This is a genomic window from Herbiconiux oxytropis (genome assembly GCF_024979315.1).
GTDB lineage: Bacteria > Actinomycetota > Actinomycetes > Actinomycetales > Microbacteriaceae > Herbiconiux > Herbiconiux oxytropis.
Map to the genome: position 1 here is coordinate 256,223 of NZ_JANLCK010000001.1, position 16,754 is coordinate 272,976.

Annotated in this window: 16 protein-coding genes and 1 pseudogene; 8 read left to right on the top strand and 9 right to left on the bottom strand. The window is 71.3% G+C overall.

What is annotated here, in order from left to right; genetic code table 11:
- Positions 1 to 27 precede the first annotated feature (27 nt).
- Complete coding sequence (locus N1028_RS01230) at positions 28 to 1,596, bottom strand: DUF7059 domain-containing protein (RefSeq protein WP_259524930.1); 1,569 nt, start codon at positions 1,594 to 1,596, stop codon at positions 28 to 30.
- A gap of 28 nt (positions 1,597 to 1,624) precedes the next feature.
- On the opposite strand from N1028_RS01230, the gene N1028_RS01235 reads away from it, so the two are divergent.
- The 5 genes from N1028_RS01235 to N1028_RS01255 all read left to right on the top strand — a co-directional run bounded on the left by N1028_RS01235 (position 1,625) and on the right by N1028_RS01255 (position 5,808).
- Positions 1,625 to 3,226 carry a carboxylesterase/lipase family protein gene (locus N1028_RS01235; RefSeq protein ID WP_259524931.1) on the top strand — a complete coding sequence of 534 codons (1,602 nt, stop codon included), beginning with the start codon at positions 1,625 to 1,627 and terminating at the stop codon, positions 3,224 to 3,226.
- Positions 3,227 to 3,370: 144 nt separating this feature from the next.
- A complete protein-coding gene (locus N1028_RS01240; RefSeq protein WP_259524932.1) occupies positions 3,371 to 3,892 on the top strand; it encodes an alternate-type signal peptide domain-containing protein in 522 nt (173 codons plus the stop codon).
- A gap of 2 nt (positions 3,893 to 3,894) precedes the next feature.
- Positions 3,895 to 4,440 carry a signal peptidase I gene (locus N1028_RS01245; RefSeq protein WP_259524933.1) on the top strand — a complete coding sequence of 182 codons (546 nt, stop codon included), beginning with the start codon at positions 3,895 to 3,897 and terminating at the stop codon, positions 4,438 to 4,440.
- The gene (locus N1028_RS01250; RefSeq protein WP_259524934.1) at positions 4,437 to 5,063 is read left to right on the top strand and encodes a hypothetical protein; all 627 of its coding nucleotides are present in this window, start codon (positions 4,437 to 4,439) and stop codon (positions 5,061 to 5,063) included. Before N1028_RS01245 ends, N1028_RS01250 begins: the two co-directional genes overlap by 4 nt.
- Positions 5,056 to 5,808: an HAD-IIB family hydrolase gene (locus N1028_RS01255; RefSeq protein WP_259524935.1), complete on the top strand. Its 753-nt coding sequence runs from the start codon at positions 5,056 to 5,058 to the stop codon at positions 5,806 to 5,808. Before N1028_RS01250 ends, N1028_RS01255 begins: the two co-directional genes overlap by 8 nt.
- Here N1028_RS01255 and N1028_RS01260 read toward each other — a convergent pair.
- On the bottom strand, positions 5,805 to 7,415 hold the full coding sequence (locus N1028_RS01260; protein ID WP_259524936.1) for a cation:proton antiporter: 1,611 nt from the start codon (positions 7,413 to 7,415) through the stop codon (positions 5,805 to 5,807). The genes N1028_RS01255 and N1028_RS01260 overlap by 4 nt on opposite strands.
- A 197-nt stretch (positions 7,416 to 7,612) precedes the next feature.
- On the opposite strand from N1028_RS01260, the gene N1028_RS01265 reads away from it, so the two are divergent.
- The 3 genes from N1028_RS01265 (at position 7,613) to N1028_RS01275 (ending at position 10,583) form a co-directional block, all read left to right on the top strand.
- Positions 7,613 to 8,629: a LacI family DNA-binding transcriptional regulator gene (locus N1028_RS01265; RefSeq protein WP_259524937.1), complete on the top strand. Its 1,017-nt coding sequence runs from the start codon at positions 7,613 to 7,615 to the stop codon at positions 8,627 to 8,629.
- A 120-nt stretch (positions 8,630 to 8,749) separates the two neighbouring features.
- Entirely contained in the window at positions 8,750 to 9,214 is a 465-nt protein-coding gene (locus tag N1028_RS01270; protein WP_259524938.1) for an RpiB/LacA/LacB family sugar-phosphate isomerase, read from the top strand.
- 37 nt (positions 9,215 to 9,251) lie between these two features.
- Positions 9,252 to 10,583 carry an MFS transporter gene (locus N1028_RS01275; protein WP_259524939.1) on the top strand — a complete coding sequence of 444 codons (1,332 nt, stop codon included), beginning with the start codon at positions 9,252 to 9,254 and terminating at the stop codon, positions 10,581 to 10,583.
- An 85-nt stretch (positions 10,584 to 10,668) separates the two neighbouring features.
- Here N1028_RS01275 and N1028_RS01280 read toward each other — a convergent pair whose 3' ends face one another.
- The 7 genes and pseudogenes from N1028_RS01280 to N1028_RS01310 form a co-directional block, all read right to left on the bottom strand.
- On the bottom strand, positions 10,669 to 11,304 hold the full coding sequence (locus N1028_RS01280) for a class II aldolase/adducin family protein (RefSeq protein WP_259524940.1): 636 nt from the start codon (positions 11,302 to 11,304) through the stop codon (positions 10,669 to 10,671).
- Positions 11,301 to 12,626, bottom strand: coding sequence for a 3-oxo-tetronate kinase (gene otnK / locus N1028_RS01285; RefSeq protein WP_259524942.1), 1,326 nt, complete (start codon positions 12,624 to 12,626; stop codon positions 11,301 to 11,303). Before otnK ends, N1028_RS01280 begins: the two co-directional genes overlap by 4 nt.
- 26 nt (positions 12,627 to 12,652) lie before the next feature.
- Positions 12,653 to 12,904, bottom strand: a pseudogene (locus tag N1028_RS01290) (twin-arginine translocase TatA/TatE family subunit); the annotation flags it as partial.
- A complete protein-coding gene (gene tatC, locus N1028_RS01295; RefSeq protein ID WP_259524944.1) occupies positions 12,892 to 13,662 on the bottom strand; it encodes a twin-arginine translocase subunit TatC in 771 nt (256 codons plus the stop codon). The pseudogene N1028_RS01290 and the gene tatC, both read right to left, overlap by 13 nt.
- Positions 13,663 to 13,706: 44 nt before the next feature.
- Positions 13,707 to 13,922: a Sec-independent protein translocase subunit TatA gene (gene tatA, locus N1028_RS01300; protein ID WP_259524945.1), complete on the bottom strand. Its 216-nt coding sequence runs from the start codon at positions 13,920 to 13,922 to the stop codon at positions 13,707 to 13,709.
- Between the two features lie 57 nt (positions 13,923 to 13,979).
- Entirely contained in the window at positions 13,980 to 15,791 is a 1,812-nt protein-coding gene (locus N1028_RS01305) for a dipeptide ABC transporter ATP-binding protein (protein WP_259524946.1), read from the bottom strand.
- Entirely contained in the window at positions 15,788 to 16,753 is a 966-nt protein-coding gene (locus tag N1028_RS01310) for an ABC transporter permease (protein ID WP_259524947.1), read from the bottom strand. Before N1028_RS01310 ends, N1028_RS01305 begins: the two co-directional genes overlap by 4 nt.
- Between the last annotated feature and the right edge of the window lies 1 nt (position 16,754).

Below are 16,754 nucleotides of genomic sequence, written 5' to 3' on the forward strand. Positions count from 1 at the left end.
CGTACGCGAGCGCGAGCGGGCACGTGCTCAGGCGGGCAGCAGGAACCCGTCATCGACGAGCGAGCGGATGCGCGGCACGAGCTCGGCTCGCAGCGCCCCGGCATCGACGGCGAGCACATCGGCGATGGCGTCGACGATCGGGCCCACGGCGAGGTCGCCGTCGCACGCGCCCACGAACGCCGCGAGGCCCGTGTCGAGCGCCACCCGCCGGCCGAAGCCGCCGCCCTGCAGGAGCGCCATCACCACCGGATCCTCGTGGCCCGGCCAGTAGTGCCGCTCCTCGGTGACGTCGGAGGCGTAGACGAGGGTCGAGCGGAGCAGCGCGCCGAGATCGCGGTGCACCTCCCAGTCGTGGCCGGCGAGACAGCGGGCGAGGTGATCGCCGAGCCCCGCCGGGTTGTCGCCGAGCCCCGACTCGAGTCGCTCGTAACGGGCGAGGGTGGGGCTGCTCTCGCGCGGGCGGCGGAGCAGGAGGTAGCCGAACCCGACGGCGCGCACGCCTCGCGCCTCGAAGTCGTCGAGCCAGGCGGCGTAGAGCTCCTCGAAGCGCTCGCTGCCGGGCTTGGTGCCGCCGTCGCGGATCCACGTCTCGGCGTAGAGTGCCGCGCTCTGCTGCTCGCGCTCGATCACCCAGGCGTCGAGCCCCGAGCCGTCCTCCACCCACGAGCGCACCCGCCCGAGGCCGTCGATCGCGTCGCCGCCCGCCCCCTCGCGGTACTCCCAGTTGCCGAGCATCTGCAGGATGCCGCCCGGCGCGAGGTGCTCCGCAGCACCGCGCACGACCGTCTCCACGATCGCGTCGCCCTCGAGCCCGCCGTCGCGGTACTCGTAGAGCGGCACTCCCTCGGTGCGGGGGGTGATGACGAAGGGAGGGTTCGACACGATGCGGTCGAACCGCTCCCCCGCGACCGGCTCGAACAGGCTGCCGAAGCGGAACTCGATCGTGTCGATGCCGTTGAGCCGCGCGTTCAGCGCGGCGATCTCGAGGGCGCGCTCGGAGATGTCGGTGGCCACGACCCGGCGGGCGAACCGCGAGGCGTGCATGGCCTGGATGCCGCATCCGGTGCCGAGGTCGAGCACCGAGTCGGCGGGCGTGGGGATCATGAGTCCGGAGAGCGTGGTGGTGGCCCCGCCGATGCCGAGCACGTGGTCCTCGTCGAGGGCACGGCCGAGCGCGGCCTCGCCGAGATCGGAGACGATCCACCAGCTGCCGGCCCCCAGCGAGTCGACGAAGCCGTAGGGGCGGAGGTCGAGCCGCGCGGTCAGGTGGCCGGGGGCCGAGCCCTCACCCACGAGGCCGAGCCTCTCGGCGCCCTCGGAGGTGAGCGACGGGAGGGCTGCGTCGAGCTCCTCCCGGCTCACCTGCTGGCCCAGCACGAACAGGCGCGCGAGCGCGACGACCGGATCGGCGGCCGTCGCCTCGCCCGCCCGCTCGGCCTCCCGCTCGCGCTCGGCGAGCACCCGCCGGGCGGGGAGGGTGCGGCCCCGGAAGAGGGCGGCGGCGGCCTCTGCACCCCAGAGGTCGTCGAGCACCTCCACCCGGTAGCGGGCTCGGGTGAGGTCGTCACGGAGGAGGTCGATCGAGGCATGGTCCACCCACCCATTCAATCGCTACAGTGGCGTCATGCCGCACACCGAGGGTGATCCGCTCGTCGTCGAGACCGCATCCGGCGCCGTGCGCGGGGTCGCCGGAGAGCACCGGGAAGGGGCGGCCGGGGTCGGTGCCACCGGCTCCGTGCGGCACTGGCGCGGCATCCCCTACGCGGCCGCGCCGGTGGGACCGCTGCGCTTCCGCCGCCCCCAGCCGGCACCGCCCTGGGAGGGCGTGCGGAACGCCTCGGCCTTCGGGCACGCGGCCCCGCAGCACGAGAACAGGGCCATCACGCTCCCCCCGGGCGTCACGCAGTCGGAGGACTGCCTCACCCTCAACGTGACGGCGCCGGATGCCGACGGCCCGCATCCGGTGATGGTCTGGGTGCACGGCGGCGCGTACGTCGCCGGCTCGAGCGCCCAGCCCCTCTTCGAGCCCTCGCAGCTCGCCGCGGAGGGCGGGGTGGTGGTCGTGAGTCTCAACTACCGGCTCGGCGCGCTCGGCTTCCTCGACTTCTCGAGCTTCTCGGATCCCGCCGGTTCACCGGAGGAGTTCGAGGCGAACGTGGGGCTGCACGACATCCTCGCGGGGCTCGCCTGGGTGCAGCAGAACATCGCGGCGTTCGGCGGCGACCCCGGCTCGGTGACGCTCTTCGGCGAGTCGGCGGGCGGCGGCTGCGTCACCACGCTTCTCGCGACGCCGGCCGCGGAGGGCCTGTTCCACCGCGCGATCGCCGAGAGCTCGCCGGCCACCTCGGTCTACGACGCCGAACGCGCCGCGACCGTCGCCGGCCGCTACCTGCGGCTCGTGGGCCTCGAGCCCGCCGAGGCCGGCCGGCTGCGCGAGCTCGAGCCCGGGGTGCTCAGCCAGGCGGCGTTCGACCTCGTGGCGGCGGTCTCGGCCGAGGCACCCGGCACGCTCGCGATCGCGCCCGTCGTCGACGGCGTGCTCGTGCCGGAGCCTCCGGTCGACGCGTTCCGGGAGGGCAGGCAGCTGCGGGTGCCCCTCGTCATCGGCACCAACCACGACGAGGCGTCGCTGTTCAAGCTCATGAAGTCGCCGCTCATGCCCATCACGCAGGCCTCGGTGCACGCGATGTTCGAGGCCATCCTCGCCGAGCGGCCCGACCTCGGTTCGGCAGCCCCGGCCGATCTGGAGGCGCGCATCGAGGCCGCCTACCCGCGGTTCCCCCGCCACGGCAGCCCCGCCGAGCTCTCGCGCGACGCCGGCTTCCGCATGCCCTCCATCTGGCTGGCGGCGGCGCACAGCCGGGTGGCGCCCACCCGCATGTACCGCTTCGACCACGCGCCCGCCATGCTGCGAATGCTCGGCATCGGCGCCACCCACGGTGCCGAGATCGCCTACGTGTTCGGCACGCTCGACATCGCGAAGAAGGATCCGAGCTTCGACCTCGGCGGGCTCAAGGCGGCGCGCCGGCTCTCGAGCGAGATCCGCGGTCGCTGGGCGGCCTTCGCCCAGGCGGGCGAGCCCGAGGTCGAGGGCGGGCAGACCTGGCCGCTCTACGACGAGACCACCCGCAGCACCCTCGTCTTCGATGCCCGCGGCACGGTGGTCGACGATCCCGACCCCGAGATCCGGCACGCCTGGGGTGATGCGGTCATCGCGTTCCGCTGACGTCCCGCCCCCTCCTTCCCGCCCGTTCCCTCTCCACCCCACCCGAATGGGGGGATGGTGAAGTCGATGATTTCTCATCTATTCTGCGGGAGGTAAGGGCGCTCAGCCGAACGCCCGGTTCTTCCGAGAAGAAACGGGATCATCATGAATGCAGTCACCAAGGGCGCGATCGCGGCGGGTGCCGCCGCCGTGCTCCTCACGAGCGGCCTCGGCACGCTCGCCTACTGGTCGAGTTCCGCCACCGTGGCGGAGGGCACGATCAGCTCGGGTCACCTCGCGCTCGACGTGCAGAACGCGACCTGGACCGACGTCTCCGGAGCGATCGCCGAGCCCTTCGACCCGGCGGTCGACAAGATCGTGCCGGGCGACGTCATCCGGTACACCGCGGAAGCCGTGGTCTCAGGAGAGGGGCGCAACCTCGAGGCGACCCTCACCGCCGACACCGCCGACATCGGGGGCGACCTCCTGCCCTACCTCGAGGTGGACTTCCTGGTCGCCGACACGCTGACCACCGAGCTGAGCTACGACCTCGGCCCGATCGAGGAGGACCGCGTGCTCCCGGTGCAGCTCGTGTTCACGTTCGACCCGGAGACGCCCTACGGGGAGGGCATGGACGCCGATCTGAACCTCGGCGACTTCGAGTTCACGCTCACTCAGAATCCCTGACGATGAAGCGCCGAGCGGGTGGCTGGGCGAGCTGGGCCGGGCGCATCTCGTCCTGGCTCCTGCTCTTCGCGGCGGTCGGCGTCCTCGCCGCCGTCGTGGTGGTGCCGAGGATCTCCGGCAGCACGCCGTACACCGTGCTGACGGGATCGATGCAGCCCAGCCTCCCGCCCGGCGAGCTCGTGGTGATGGCCCCGGCCGATCCGGCATCGATCCGGGTCGGCCAGGTGGCCGCCTACCAGCTCGAGTCCGGTCGGCCGGCCGTCGCCACGCACCGGGTGGCCGCCGTGCGGGTCGACGGCCACGGCGAGCGCAGCTTCGTCTTCCGTGGCGACGCCAACTCCGCCGACGATCCCGAGCCGGTGCGTCCGGAGCAGCTCCGGGGCGTGCTCTGGTACCACCTGCCCCTGCTCGGTCACGTCAACCTCTGGCTCACGGGCGAGCAGCGGATGCTCGGGGTCGGCCTCGCGGCGGGCACCCTGCTGCTCTACGCGGCCGTCGTGTGGATCCGGGCGGCGCGGCGGCGGCTGCGCAGCCGGAGCCCCGCATGAGATGGGCCGTCCTGGTGCTCGGAGGAGCCGCGGTGCTGACGGCACTCGCGACTCTCGGTCCCGGTCCCGATCTCGCCTCGGCCGCACCGGCTCCGGCATCTGCACCGGCTCCGGCACCGGCACCGGGCACCGTCGAGGTGAGCCTCGACGGTGAGACCTGGGCCCCGGCCCTCGAACTCGATCCCTTTCCGCCCGGCTTCGTCTTCGCACCCGGCGCGTCGATCGAGGTCGCCCTGCAGCTGCGGGCGCCGCAGGCGGCGCGCCTGCAGGTGGACGTCGTCGACAGCGGCGACGGCGAGCTCTGGCAGGCCCTCGAGGTCTCGACCACGATCACTCCGCCCGCGCCGGCGCGGGGCGAGATCGCCGAGCTGCTCGTGCGCGTCACCCTGCCCGCGACGGCCGACGGCTCCACCCAGCGACTCATCGCGCATCCGCGGATCGTCGTGACGGCATCCGCCGACGGGCAGCAGCGAGCCGCTCCGCTCGCCGGAACAGGAGCTCCCACACACCCGACCCGCACCATCGTGGCCGTGGGGGCCCTTCTTCTGATCATCGCGGGCATCTCGATCTGTCACAATCGAGGTTCCGCTCCCCCGCCCTCGAAGGAGGAACCCCGTGGCTGAAGTCCGCCTGGTCGCATTCGACCTCGACGACACCCTGGCGCCGTCGAAGGCGCCGCTCGATCCCCGCATGGCCGAGCTGCTGGTGCGCCTGCTCGACGTCGTCGAGGTCTGCGTCATCTCGGGGGGCCAGTTCGGGCAGTTCCAGACCCAGCTCGTGGCCAATCTGCCGCAGACGGCCGAGAACCTCGAGCGCCTGCACCTCATGCCCACCTGCGGCACGCAGTACTACCGGCACGAGGGCGGCGAGTGGCACCAGGTCTACGCCGAGAACCTCACCGACGACCAGAAGACGAGGGCCCAGGAGGCGCTCGTCGCCCAGGCGAAGGAGCTCGGGCTCTGGGAGAGGGAGACCTGGGGCCCCGTGCTCGAGGACCGCGGTTCGCAGATCACCTTCTCGGCCCTCGGCCAGCAGGCGCCCATCGAGGCCAAGTCGGCGTGGGATCCGACGGGCGCCAAGAAGGAGTCGCTGCGCGCCGCGGTGGCCCCCCTGCTGCCCGACCTCGAGGTGCGCTCGGGCGGCTCGACCTCGGTCGACATCACGCGCGAGGGCATCGACAAGGCCTACGGCATGAACCGCCTCGCCGAGCTCACCGGCATCCCGCTCGAGGCCATGCTCTTCGTGGGCGACCGCCTCGACGAGGGCGGCAACGACTACCCCGTGAAGGCGATGGGCGTGACGACCCACGCCGTGGAGGGCTGGCACGACACGGCGGCCTTCGTGGAGGAGTTCCTCGCGAGGCGCTAGCGACCGCTCGGTCGCTCGGGCTTCGCCACGTCGAGCTCCGTCTCCTCGACGTCGATCTTGGCGAGCACGCGCCGCACCGATCGCTCCTGGTAGCGCCCCTCGGCACGGGCGGTGAGCACGGCCTCGCGCTCGGCCTCGAGCATGAGCCTCCGCAGCCGGTTGTACGACTTCGGGGCCGGTTCTGCCGCGTCGTCGCCGGGATTCTCGAGGGTGTCGCCGAGGAAGCGCGCGTTGAGCTTGAGCCGGTCGACCACGCGAGGGTCGACGGTCTCGGTCCCCTCGTCGTCGAGCCGCGCGAGGCCTGCACCCTGGGCCTCGGCGAGCAGCTGGTGCACCTCGGTGGCCTCCTGACTGAAGTCGGGCGGTGGCAGCTTCAGCCGCCGGATAACGAAGGGCAGGAACGCTCCGCCGAGGAGGGTCCCGACCACGATCACGAACGCGAGGAACTGCAGGAACGCCCTCCCGGGGGTCTCCTCCGGCAGCAGGAAGACGGCGGCGAGCGTCACGACGCCCCGGATGCCGGCCACCGACACCGCGATGCCGTTGCGCCAGCTCCAGCCACGCTCGCGCAGCCACTTCGGCCCGAAACGGTAGATCGAGGTCGTGATCATCATCCAGACGAATCGCGAGAGGAAGACGGCGAGAAGCAGCACGGCCGAGATGCCGATCGTGGGCCAGAGGCCCGGGCCGTCCTCGAGCGCCCCCACGAGGATGCCGGACAGGCTCAGCCCGATGAAGAGGAACACCGCGTTCTCGAGCAGGAACTGGATGGTGCGCCAGTTCACTGCTTCGGCGATGCGGGCCTGGGCGGTCTGGATGACAGGGGCGCGGAAGCCGAGGAAGAGGCCGGCCACCACCACCGCGAGCACACCCGATCCGTGCAGCAGCTGGGCCGGGATGAAGGCGACGAACGGGGTCACGAGCGAGAGGCTGGTGTCGAGCACGGGCGAGGTGAGCTGTTTGCGGATGAAGCCGAGCACGAGACCCACGAGCAGCCCGAAGCCCACCCCCACCACCACGGCGATCACGAACTCGAGCACGATCGACCAGGGGGTGAGTGGCTCGCCCTGCGGAGCCGACGCGCTCACGATGGCGGCGATCGCCGCGTTGAGGGCCACGAGGGCCGTCGCGTCGTTGAGCAGGCTCTCGCCCTCGAGCACCGTCACGAGCCGGCGCGGGAGCTTGAGTCGACCCGCGATCGCCGTGACGGCCACGGCATCCGTCGGCGCCACGACCGCCCCGAAGGCGAAGGCGGCCGCGAGCGAGATCGCGGGAACCACGAGCCAGGCGGTGAGCCCCACCGTCACGACCGTGAACGCCACGAGCCCGACCGACAGCAGCAGGATGCCGTCGCGCCTGGCCCGCACGTCGGCGAACGAGGTGCGGATGGCCGCGGCGAACAGGAGCGGCGGCAGGAGCCCGTAGAGGATGAGATCGGGCTCGACGGTGATCTCCGGCACGCCCGGGATGAACGACACCCCGGCGCCCACGATCACGAGCACGATCGGCGCCGACCACCCCACACGACCGGCGAGCCCGGTCACCGCCACGGTGACGACGACGAACGACACGATCCAGATGATGGTGCCCACGGAGTCGCTGTCCATGGGTGCGAGTTTAGGGCCGCCAGGGGGCGACGACGGAGCTTCGACCCCAGGCGCTCCCGAGACTCCTTCGTTGTCGACGGGCGGCCTCGAATACCGTCGACGCCGCGTCACCGCTCGTCGCGGCCCGAGGACGGCGGTCGCCGCCGTGCCATAAACTGGTGGCGCGTTGGTGAAACGTTTCCACCCCGAGGCGGTCCATGTCCACGATCAAGGATGTCGCGCGACGCGCCGGCGTCTCGCTCGGCACCGCGTCGCGCGTGCTGAGCGGCAGCACGAGCACCTCGCCCGAGTCGCGGGCCAAGGTGCAGACCGCCGCCGCCGAGCTCGGCTACATCGCGCACGGTCCCGCGCGGTCGCTCCGCCGCTCACGCACCGAGGTGCTCGGCCTCCTCGTCTCCGACATCCGCAACCCGTTCTTCTCCGAGCTCGCCCACGCCGCCGAGAGCGAGGCCATGAAGCGCGGCTACGCCGTCCTGCTCGCGAACGCCGATGAGGACGAGGTGCAGGCCGACGAGTACCTGCGCATCTTCGCGTCCCAGCGCGTCGACGGTCTGCTGCTCTCGCCTCAGGGCCCGGTCACGCCACGACTGGCCGCGCTGCTGGCGTCCCGCCTGCCCGTCGTACTGCTGAACCGGAGCGTCGAGGGCCTCGACGCACCGCTCTACGCCACCGACAACGCCCAGGGCGTCGGGCTCGTGCTCGACTGGCTCGAGCGCCGGGGCCATCGTGACGTCGCGTTCGTGGGCGGCCCCGTCACCATCTCCACGGGTGCGGAGCGTCAGGCCGCCTACCTCGCCGGCCGCGAGGCGCACGGAATCAGCACCGACGACGCCTTCGTCGACGCGGGCGACTTCCAAGCCGAGGGCGCCACGGCGGCGATGATCCGGATCCTCGACCGCGGCGTGCTGCCCACCGCCGTCTTCGGCGCGAACGGGCCCACCACGCTCGGAGTGCTGCACGGGCTCCGCGAGCGGCTGGGCGCGGAGGCCGCCTCTCGCATCGAGGTGATCTCGTTCGACGACCTCGAGTGGTTCGAGTTCGCCTCTCCCCCGATCACCTCGGTGCGGAACGACGCCGCGGCCATCGGCCGGCTCGGCGTCCGGGGGCTGATCGACCTGATCGAGGGCCGCGAGGCCGCGTCAGCACGCATCGCGATGTCTCTCGTGGACCGGTCGCTGGTCGATCGGTCGTCTGCGAGCCGACCCGTCTCCTGAGCCCGTCGGATCCGGCGTTTGCCAATCGTCGCATCCTGGAGCATGATGGTCATCGATGCCCTGTGGAATCGTTTCCATGGAAACGTTCACACGCACTGTAGCCCTGGAGAGGACCACCGCATGCGAGTCGCCGTCGGAGCCGATCACGCAGGCTTCCCCGTGAAGCAGCGCGTCATAGACGCGATCGAGAAGCTCGGCCACACGGTCATCGACCGGGGCACCGACAGCACCGACCCGGTCGACTTCCCCGACATCACCCAGGCCACCTGCGCCCCCGTGCTCGACGGCACCGCGGATCGCGCCGTGCTGGTCTGCGGCACGGGCGCCGGAGCGATCATGGCCGCGAACAAGATCCCCGGCATCCGCTGCGGTCTGGCGAACGAGACCTACTCGGCGCACCAGGCCGTTGAGCACGACGACGCGAACGTGATCGCCCTCGGCGCCTGGCTCGTGCCGCCGGCGTTCATCGACGACATCGTGGCCGAGTTCCTGGCTGCCACCTTCGACGACGACGAGGACACCCGCCGCCGCGTGGCGAAGCTCAACGCGCTCGACGAGCTGACGCCGGGCACCCCCGCCACCTGATCCCACCCCTCCCCCACACGATCAAAGGAGATCCCCCGTGACCACCACCGCGACACCTCCGCAGAAGTCTGCGCTGGGCTCGAAGGACCGCAACAAGACGGCCATCGCGGCCGCCTTCGGCACGAGCGTCGAGAATTACGACTTCATCGCCTACGGCACCGCCTCTGCCCTCTACTTCGGGGCCGTCTTCTTTCCCGAGAGCGACCGCTTCGTGGGCACCCTGCTCTCGTTCGCCACGCTCGCCGTCGGCTTCCTGATGCGGCCGCTCGGCGGCGCGGTGGGCGGCTATCTCGCCGACCGCTTCGGCCGGAAGCCCGTGCTGGTCGGCGCCATGATCGTGATGGGGGCGGCGACGTTCCTGATCGGCCTGCTCCCCACCTACGCCCAGATCGGGGTCCTGGCCCCGGTGCTCCTCGTGATCATCCGGATGATCCAGGGCCTCGCGTTCGGCGCGGAGTGGGGCGGGGCCATCACGATGGCCTACGAGCACGCGCCGTGGAACCGTCGCGGCATGTACGCGGCCATCCCGCAGGCGGGCAACCCCGTGGGCATCGCGCTCGCGAGCGCCATGTTCCTCGTGTGCGCCGACCTCGAGGGCGACTGGCGCTGGCGCATCCCGTTCCTCCTGAGCGCCGTGCTCGTGATCGTGGCCCTCATCGTGCGCTCGCGCCTGTCGGAGTCGCCCGAGTTCATGGACGCCAAGGCCGAGGGCAGGATCGAGAAGAACCCGTTCCTCGCCACCATCCGGCGCGACTGGAGGAGCATCCTCCGCGTGATCGGGCTGCGCATCGTGGAGTCGTTCGCCTACTACTCCACGGCCACCTACCTGCTGAACTACCTCACGGAGCGCTTCCCGGACATCCGTCCCACCGCCCTCGGCGCCATCACGGCGGCGAGCATCGTGGCGGTCTTCGTGACCTTCCTGGCGGGCTCGCTCACCGACCGTGTGGGGCGGAAGCCCCTCTACATCGGGGCGTGCATCGCCGCGATCCTGTTCGCGTTCCCGATGTACCTGCTCACCGACGATGGCACGCCGGCGCTGGTCATCGCGGTCTTCATCTTCGGCATCGGCTTCATCCACGCCACCCTCACGGGCAACCAGGGCTCGCTCCTCACCGAGCAGTTCGGCACCTCCACCCGCACCTCGGGCGCCTCGCTCGGCTACCAGATCGCGGCGGCCCTCGGTGGTTTCGCGCCGCTGCTCGCCGCGGCGCTGGTCGGCTGGATCGGTTGGCCGGGAGCGTCGCTGCTCTACATGACGGCCGCGATCGTGGGTCTCATCGCCATCCTCGTGACCCGCGAGACCTACGGCCGCGCCGAGCGGGCCCGCGTCAACGCGCTCGTCGCGGACGAGAAGTCGCGCGCCTGACGACCTCGACAGCCACGGGGTAGCGCTATCCGCTCGAGAAGCCGCACTTCCGAGCAGGTGGCGCTACCCGGTAGGTACGGGACTCTCAGGGGCCCCGGTGCATCAGCGCGACGCGCTGGCTCGGCGAGAGCGGGCGCACCGCCAGCCCGGCGGTGAGGATCACGAGCCGGCACGACTCCTCCAGCTCCTCAGCGACGGCTGCGGCGTCGTCGAGGGTCTGGGCCGCCACGAGGGAGCCGTGGTTCTGCAGCAGGAGCGCAGAGGCGCCTTCACCCACGGCCCGGGCGATGGGTGCGGCCGCGGCGGGGTCGCCGGGCGCCACGTAGGGCATGCTCCGAACGGCCCCGGCACGCATGGTCAGGTAGGGCGTGAGCGGAAGCACGGCATCCCGCGGATCCCCGTCCGCCAGGCACGACACGGCCGTCGCATGAGCGGAGTGCAGATGCACCACTGCGCCGAACGAGGGATTCGCCCCGTACATCGCTCGGTGCATGAACGTCTCCTTCGTGGCCCTCGGCCCGGAGACGACGGCCCCATCGAGGTCGATCACACTGAGTCGGTCGGTCTCGAGAGCCGAGAGCCGGGATCCCGTCGGCGTGCACACGATCCTGTCCCCCACCCGGATGCTCAGGTTGCCCGTCGAGCCCGGGGAGAGGCCGGCGGCGCTGAGCATCCGGCCGACCTCCACCAGCGAGCTGCGTGCTCCGTCGAGGTCGGTCATGACGGCGTCCCGCCCATCGGTGCAGGGGTGGGAGTGAGGTCACGGAGACGGCCGAGCGCTTCGGTGAAGAACCTCTCGCCGCCGAAGTTCCCCGACTTGAGGACGAGAGCCACCGGATGATCGCCCGCGCTGACGGTGAGTGGCACGCCTGGCGCGATCTCCGGCCCGATGACGATCGAATCCACCCCGAGCGCGTGCACGACGGCGCCCGAGGTCTCTCCTCCTGCGATCACGAAATGCCGACGGCCGGATGCGCGCAACCTCGACGCCACCTCGCCCAGGGCGTCCTCCACGATCGACGCCGCACGCTGCACACCCAGCACGTCCTGCGCGTGGGCGACCTGCTCCGGATCGGCCGTGCTGTAGACCAGCGGTGCCGACCCCGCGGGCGAGGCCTCGACGAAGCTCACGGCGTCGTCGACGAACTGACTGCCCTCGGCGAGACGGATCGGGTCGAGCTCGAAGCTCGGGTTCTGCGCACGGAAGAGCTCGACCTGCCGGCGGGTGGCGGCCGAGCAGCTGCCGGAGAGCACGACCGCGTCACCGGAGGGAACGACGAAGGGCGCGGGCCCGCTTCGAGCGAGACCGACCTTCCGCGCCATGGCCGCCGCCAACCCGGCGGAACCGGTCGCCAGCCGGTGCGTCAGGGCGACTTCCGCGATCGAATCGAGATCGGCATCGTCGAGCGCATCCACGACCACGTGCCGGCGACCGGCCGATGCTTCCGTCGCGAGCGCCTCGGCGACGGCCGTCCCGCCGCCGGCCACCACCTGCCACGGCACCAGGCCCACGCTCTCGCGCGACTGGGCGACGAGGAGGCGCCGCAGATCCGCATCCCTCATCGGGTTGACCGGGTGTTCGCGGAGCGGCGACTCGTCGAGGGTCTGACCCCACACGAACAGCTTCCCCTGGTAGACCGTGCGACCGTTCTCAGGAGCACTGGGGCACACGATCACCTCGCGTTCGCCGGTGCGCTCGGCCAGGGCGTCGAGGACAGGGCCGATGTTCCCCCGGTCGGTCGAATCGAACGTCGAGCAGTACTTGACGTAGATCCGCTCCACGCCGATCGACGCCAGCCAGTCGTGAGCCGCGAGGGAGTCGGCGACGGCCTCCTCGGGAGGGGTGCTCCTGCTCTTGAGAGCCACGATCACGCAGTCCACGTCGGCGGGGATCGCCGTCCTCGCGTTCGGCACCCCGAAGAACTGGATGGTCGTCGAGCCGGAGCGGGCGACGTAGCCCGCGAGGTCTGTGGCGCCCGTGACGTCGTCGGCGATCACCCCGAGCCAGGGGGCGGGCCGGGCGTTCAGGCCGGTGTCGTTCATCTCGTGGTCCTCTCGTGGTCGTCGACATCGTCGAGCAGGGCCTGCCGCACGATCCGGCGGGGGTCGTATCGACGTGGATCGAGCTTCTTCCAGTCGACCTCGTCGAACTCCGGTCCCATCTCGTCGCGCACACGGTCCTTGGCGCCATCGGCCATCGCCCGCACGCTCCGGACGACCTGCGCGAGCTTCGCCGCCGCCGCCGGAAGGCGATCCGGGCCGAGCACGAACACCGCGATCACCCCGAGCAGGAAGAGCTTCTCCAGGGTCAGGCCGAGCACACGATGCTCCGCTCCTCGGTCTCGAGCACGCGCTGCTGAACTCGGAGCCGCCTCCGGTCGTTGAGGGCGGCGATCCCGGCTGCGCTGAAGAACAGCAGCACCATCGGCACCGCAAGGAGGAACATCGCCATGACGTCGGCCGCCGGGGTCGCGATCGCGGTGAACAGCGTGATGGCGAGGATCGCCCACCGCCACGAGCGCAGGATGGCCTGCCCGGTGACGACTCCAGCGACATTGAGAAGCACGAGGAACACGGGCAGCACGAACGCGATCCCGATGGCGAGCACGAGCTTCAGCACGAAGTCGAAGTAGGCGCGGGCGGTGAGGAGTGCGGTGGTGCCCTCCGGCGCGAAGCCCGTCAACAGCGTCACCATGTGCGGCAGCACCACCCAGCCGGCCGCGCACCCGGCGAGGAACAGGGGAACGGCGGCGGCGAGGAAGCCGATCGCGTACCTCTTCTCGTTCTTCTTCAGCCCGGGCATGAGGAAGGCCCAGATCTCGTAGAGCCACACCGGTGACGAGATGACGATCCCCACCGTGAGGGCGATCTGCACCCGCAGGTCGAATGCCGAGGACACATCGGTGAAGTTCAGGCTCGCGTCGCGGCCCTGCTCGGCCGCCACCTCCGCGATCGGGTGGATCAGCGCGCTCAGCACGAGATCCGACAGCAGGAACCCTGCCACCGCCCCCGCCAGCACGGCGAGGGCGGCGACGAACAGTCGCTTCCGCAGCTCGATCAGATGGCCGCCGAGCGACATCCGACCGTCGTGCGAACGTGATCGCGAGCGCCGGGCCCGGGTCGTCACGGCGTCGCCGAGGGCTTCACGACCTCCGGCGTCGCCTGCTCGGGGGCCTCAGCGGCGGCGTCCTCCTTCTGCATGGCTTTGGTCTCGCTGCGGAAGATCCGCATGGACTGCCCGAGGCTCTTCGACAGCGCCGGCAGTCGGGTCGCCCCGAACAGCAGCAGGATGACGACGAGGATGATGACCAGGTGCCATCCGTTGAGGTTAGCGAGCACGGGAGTGTCCCTTCGGATCGAGCGGGCGGGATGCGTGCACCGACGTCATCGCGACGGTCACGAGGCGACCCCCGCATCGGCGAAGCGCGGAAGGTCGGCCAAGAGCTGCTTCGTGTAGGCGTGTTCGGGATGCGTCAGGACGTGCTCGACCGGGCCGGTCTCCACCACGCGCCCCTGCTCCAGCACGAGAATGTCCTGCGCGATGCTCCGCACCACCGCCACGTTGTGCGTGATGAACACCATCGTCAAGCCGCGCTGGAGCTGAAGCTCGCGCAGCTGCTCGATCACGAGCGCCTGCACGGAGACGTCGAGCGCAGAGGTGATCTCGTCGCAGATCAGCAGTTCGGGATCGACGATGAGAGCCCGGGCCACGGCCACGCGCTGCCGCTCGCCGCCCGAGAGCTGCTCCGGCATGCGGTCGGCGAGGTCTGCACCGAGCGCGACCTGTTCGAGCACCTCGGCCACCTTGCGGCGACGTTCAGCGCTCGTGAGCCGGTCGAAGAAGCGCAGCGGCTCCTCGACGTTCTCACCCACCGACATCCGTGGGTTCAGCGACGCGTGCGGGTTCTGGAAGATGTACTGGATGCGACGCCGCTCCTCCGGCCGTCGTCGGCGGGCCTTCGGATCCAACAGCTGAGCGCCGAACTCCACCGGCCCCTCCCACGCGGAGTGGAGACCCGCCAGGCACCGGGCGAGCGTCGTCTTGCCCGATCCCGATTCGCCCACGATGCCCAGGCAGCTCCCGGGCTGCACGCGGAACCGCACATCGTGAAGGATCTGCTTGTCGCCGTACCAGGCCGAGAGTCCATCCACGTCGAGGGCACCCGTTCCGGCGGCGGGCGGCGCGATCCTCGGGATCGCGATGACCGGCGCCGACGCCTTCGCGTCGACCGGGTGATAGCAGCGGGCGAGGTGATCCGCACCCATCGGTTCGAGCGGGGGGTGGGTCGCGACGCACACCTCGGTGGCGCGCGCGCAGCGATCGGCGAAGGCGCAGCCGATCGGCCAGCGCCCCGGCCGCGGCGGCCGGCCCTCGATGCCCACGAGCACGCCGGCGCGCTCGGGCGTGGGGGCCGCCCGCAGCAGCCCCGCGGTGTAGGGGTGGCGGGCACCCCCGAAGATCGCCGGTGCCGGGGCCTTCTCGACCAACCGCCCCGCGTACATCACGGCGACGTCGTCGGCGATCTCGGCGACCACGGGCAGGTCGTGGCTCACGTAGACGGCGCTCACGTCGTGGGCGATGGCGAGCCGGCGGATCGTCTGCAGGATGTGTCGCTGCGTCGTGACGTCGAGACCCGTCGTCGGCTCGTCGAGCACCACGAGTCTCGGGCGGCACGCGAAGGCCATCGCGATGGCGACGCGCTGCGCCTGGCCTCCCGACACCTGGTGCGGGTAGCTGTGCAGCAGCTGGCGGGTGGCGGGGAGTCGCACCTCGTCGAGGAGGGCGGCGATCCGGTCGTCGAGCGGATCGCCCGACCGCCCCTCGTCGTGGATGCGCATGGCCTCGCCCAGTTGGTAGCCGAGGGTGAGTGCGGGGTTGAGTCCGCTCGCCGGATCCTGCGGCACGTAGGCCACGAGCGTTCCGCGGGCCTTGCGGAGCGCGGTGCCGGAGAGGTCGAGCACGCTCGTGCCGGCGATGTCGATCGTGCCCTCGGCGATCCGCAGCCCGCGTCGGGCGTAGCCGAGGAGGGAGAGGGCGACCGTGCTCTTGCCCGAGCCGGACTCGCCGACCAGGCCCATCACCTGGGCCGCGGCCACCTCGAACGAGACGTCCTGCACCACGGGGGTGCCGGAGCGCGCCATGACGACGCCGAGACCGTCGACCTGGAGCCTGGGTGCGAGTGCACCGGAACGCGTGACATCGGTCATTTCGATCCCTCCGTCGTGGGGCCGGCCGCCGCGCCCAGCACGGCATCCTCACCGCGGGTCTCCCCGAGGTTGGCCCGGGCGATGGCGTCGGCGAAGGTGTTCGTGCCCACGGCGAGGAGTGCAAGGAGCAGCGCCGGGGCGAGGACGCCCCAGGGGTTCGCGGCCATGCCGATGCGGTTCTCGTTGACCATGACGCCCCAGTCGGGCTCGGGTGGCGGGGAGCCGAACCCGAGGAAGCTCAGTCCGGCGATGAGCACGATGGAGTAGCTGAGCCGGAGGCCGAGCTCCACCATGAGCGGTGTCGTGAGATTGGGGAGCACGTGCCTGGCGAGGATCGATCGCGTCGGAACCCCCCAGACGGCGACGGCCTTCACGAAGTCCTTCTCCGTCACCGACTGAGCGGCGCCGTAGATCACGCGGGCCGTCTGCGGTGCCTGGGAGAGGCCGACGGCGAGGATCAGCAGCCACCACTCCGGCCCGATGAGACTGAGCAGCAGCAGGGCGAACACGAGCTGCGGAATGGCGAGCACGACGTCGACGCCGCGCATGAGGAGGTTCTCGACGAAGCCCCGCCGGTAGGCGGCGACCACTCCGATCACGGCACCGGATCCGACGGCGATCACCGTGGCCAGGAACGCGAGGAGCATCAGGTGCTGGCCGCCGTGCAGCACACGGAAGAGCACGCTCTGACCGAGCACGTCCGTGCCCAGCAGGCCCGCTCCCGGCACGGACGGGTTGGAGAACGGCGGCGCCGCGAACGCTGTCGGTGACCCCGGTACGAGCGGGCCGAGGAAGGCGATCGCGAGCACCAGGAGCGTGAGCCCGGCGCTGATCCGGCCGCGGGTGGTGCCGAGGGCTGCGCCGAGCACCCGGAGCGCGGCGAAGCTCCGCTTGGGGCCCTTGGCCGGCACGCGCGCCGCCGTGCCGGCGGAGCTCGTCGTGGGGAGGGGATGTGTGGTCATG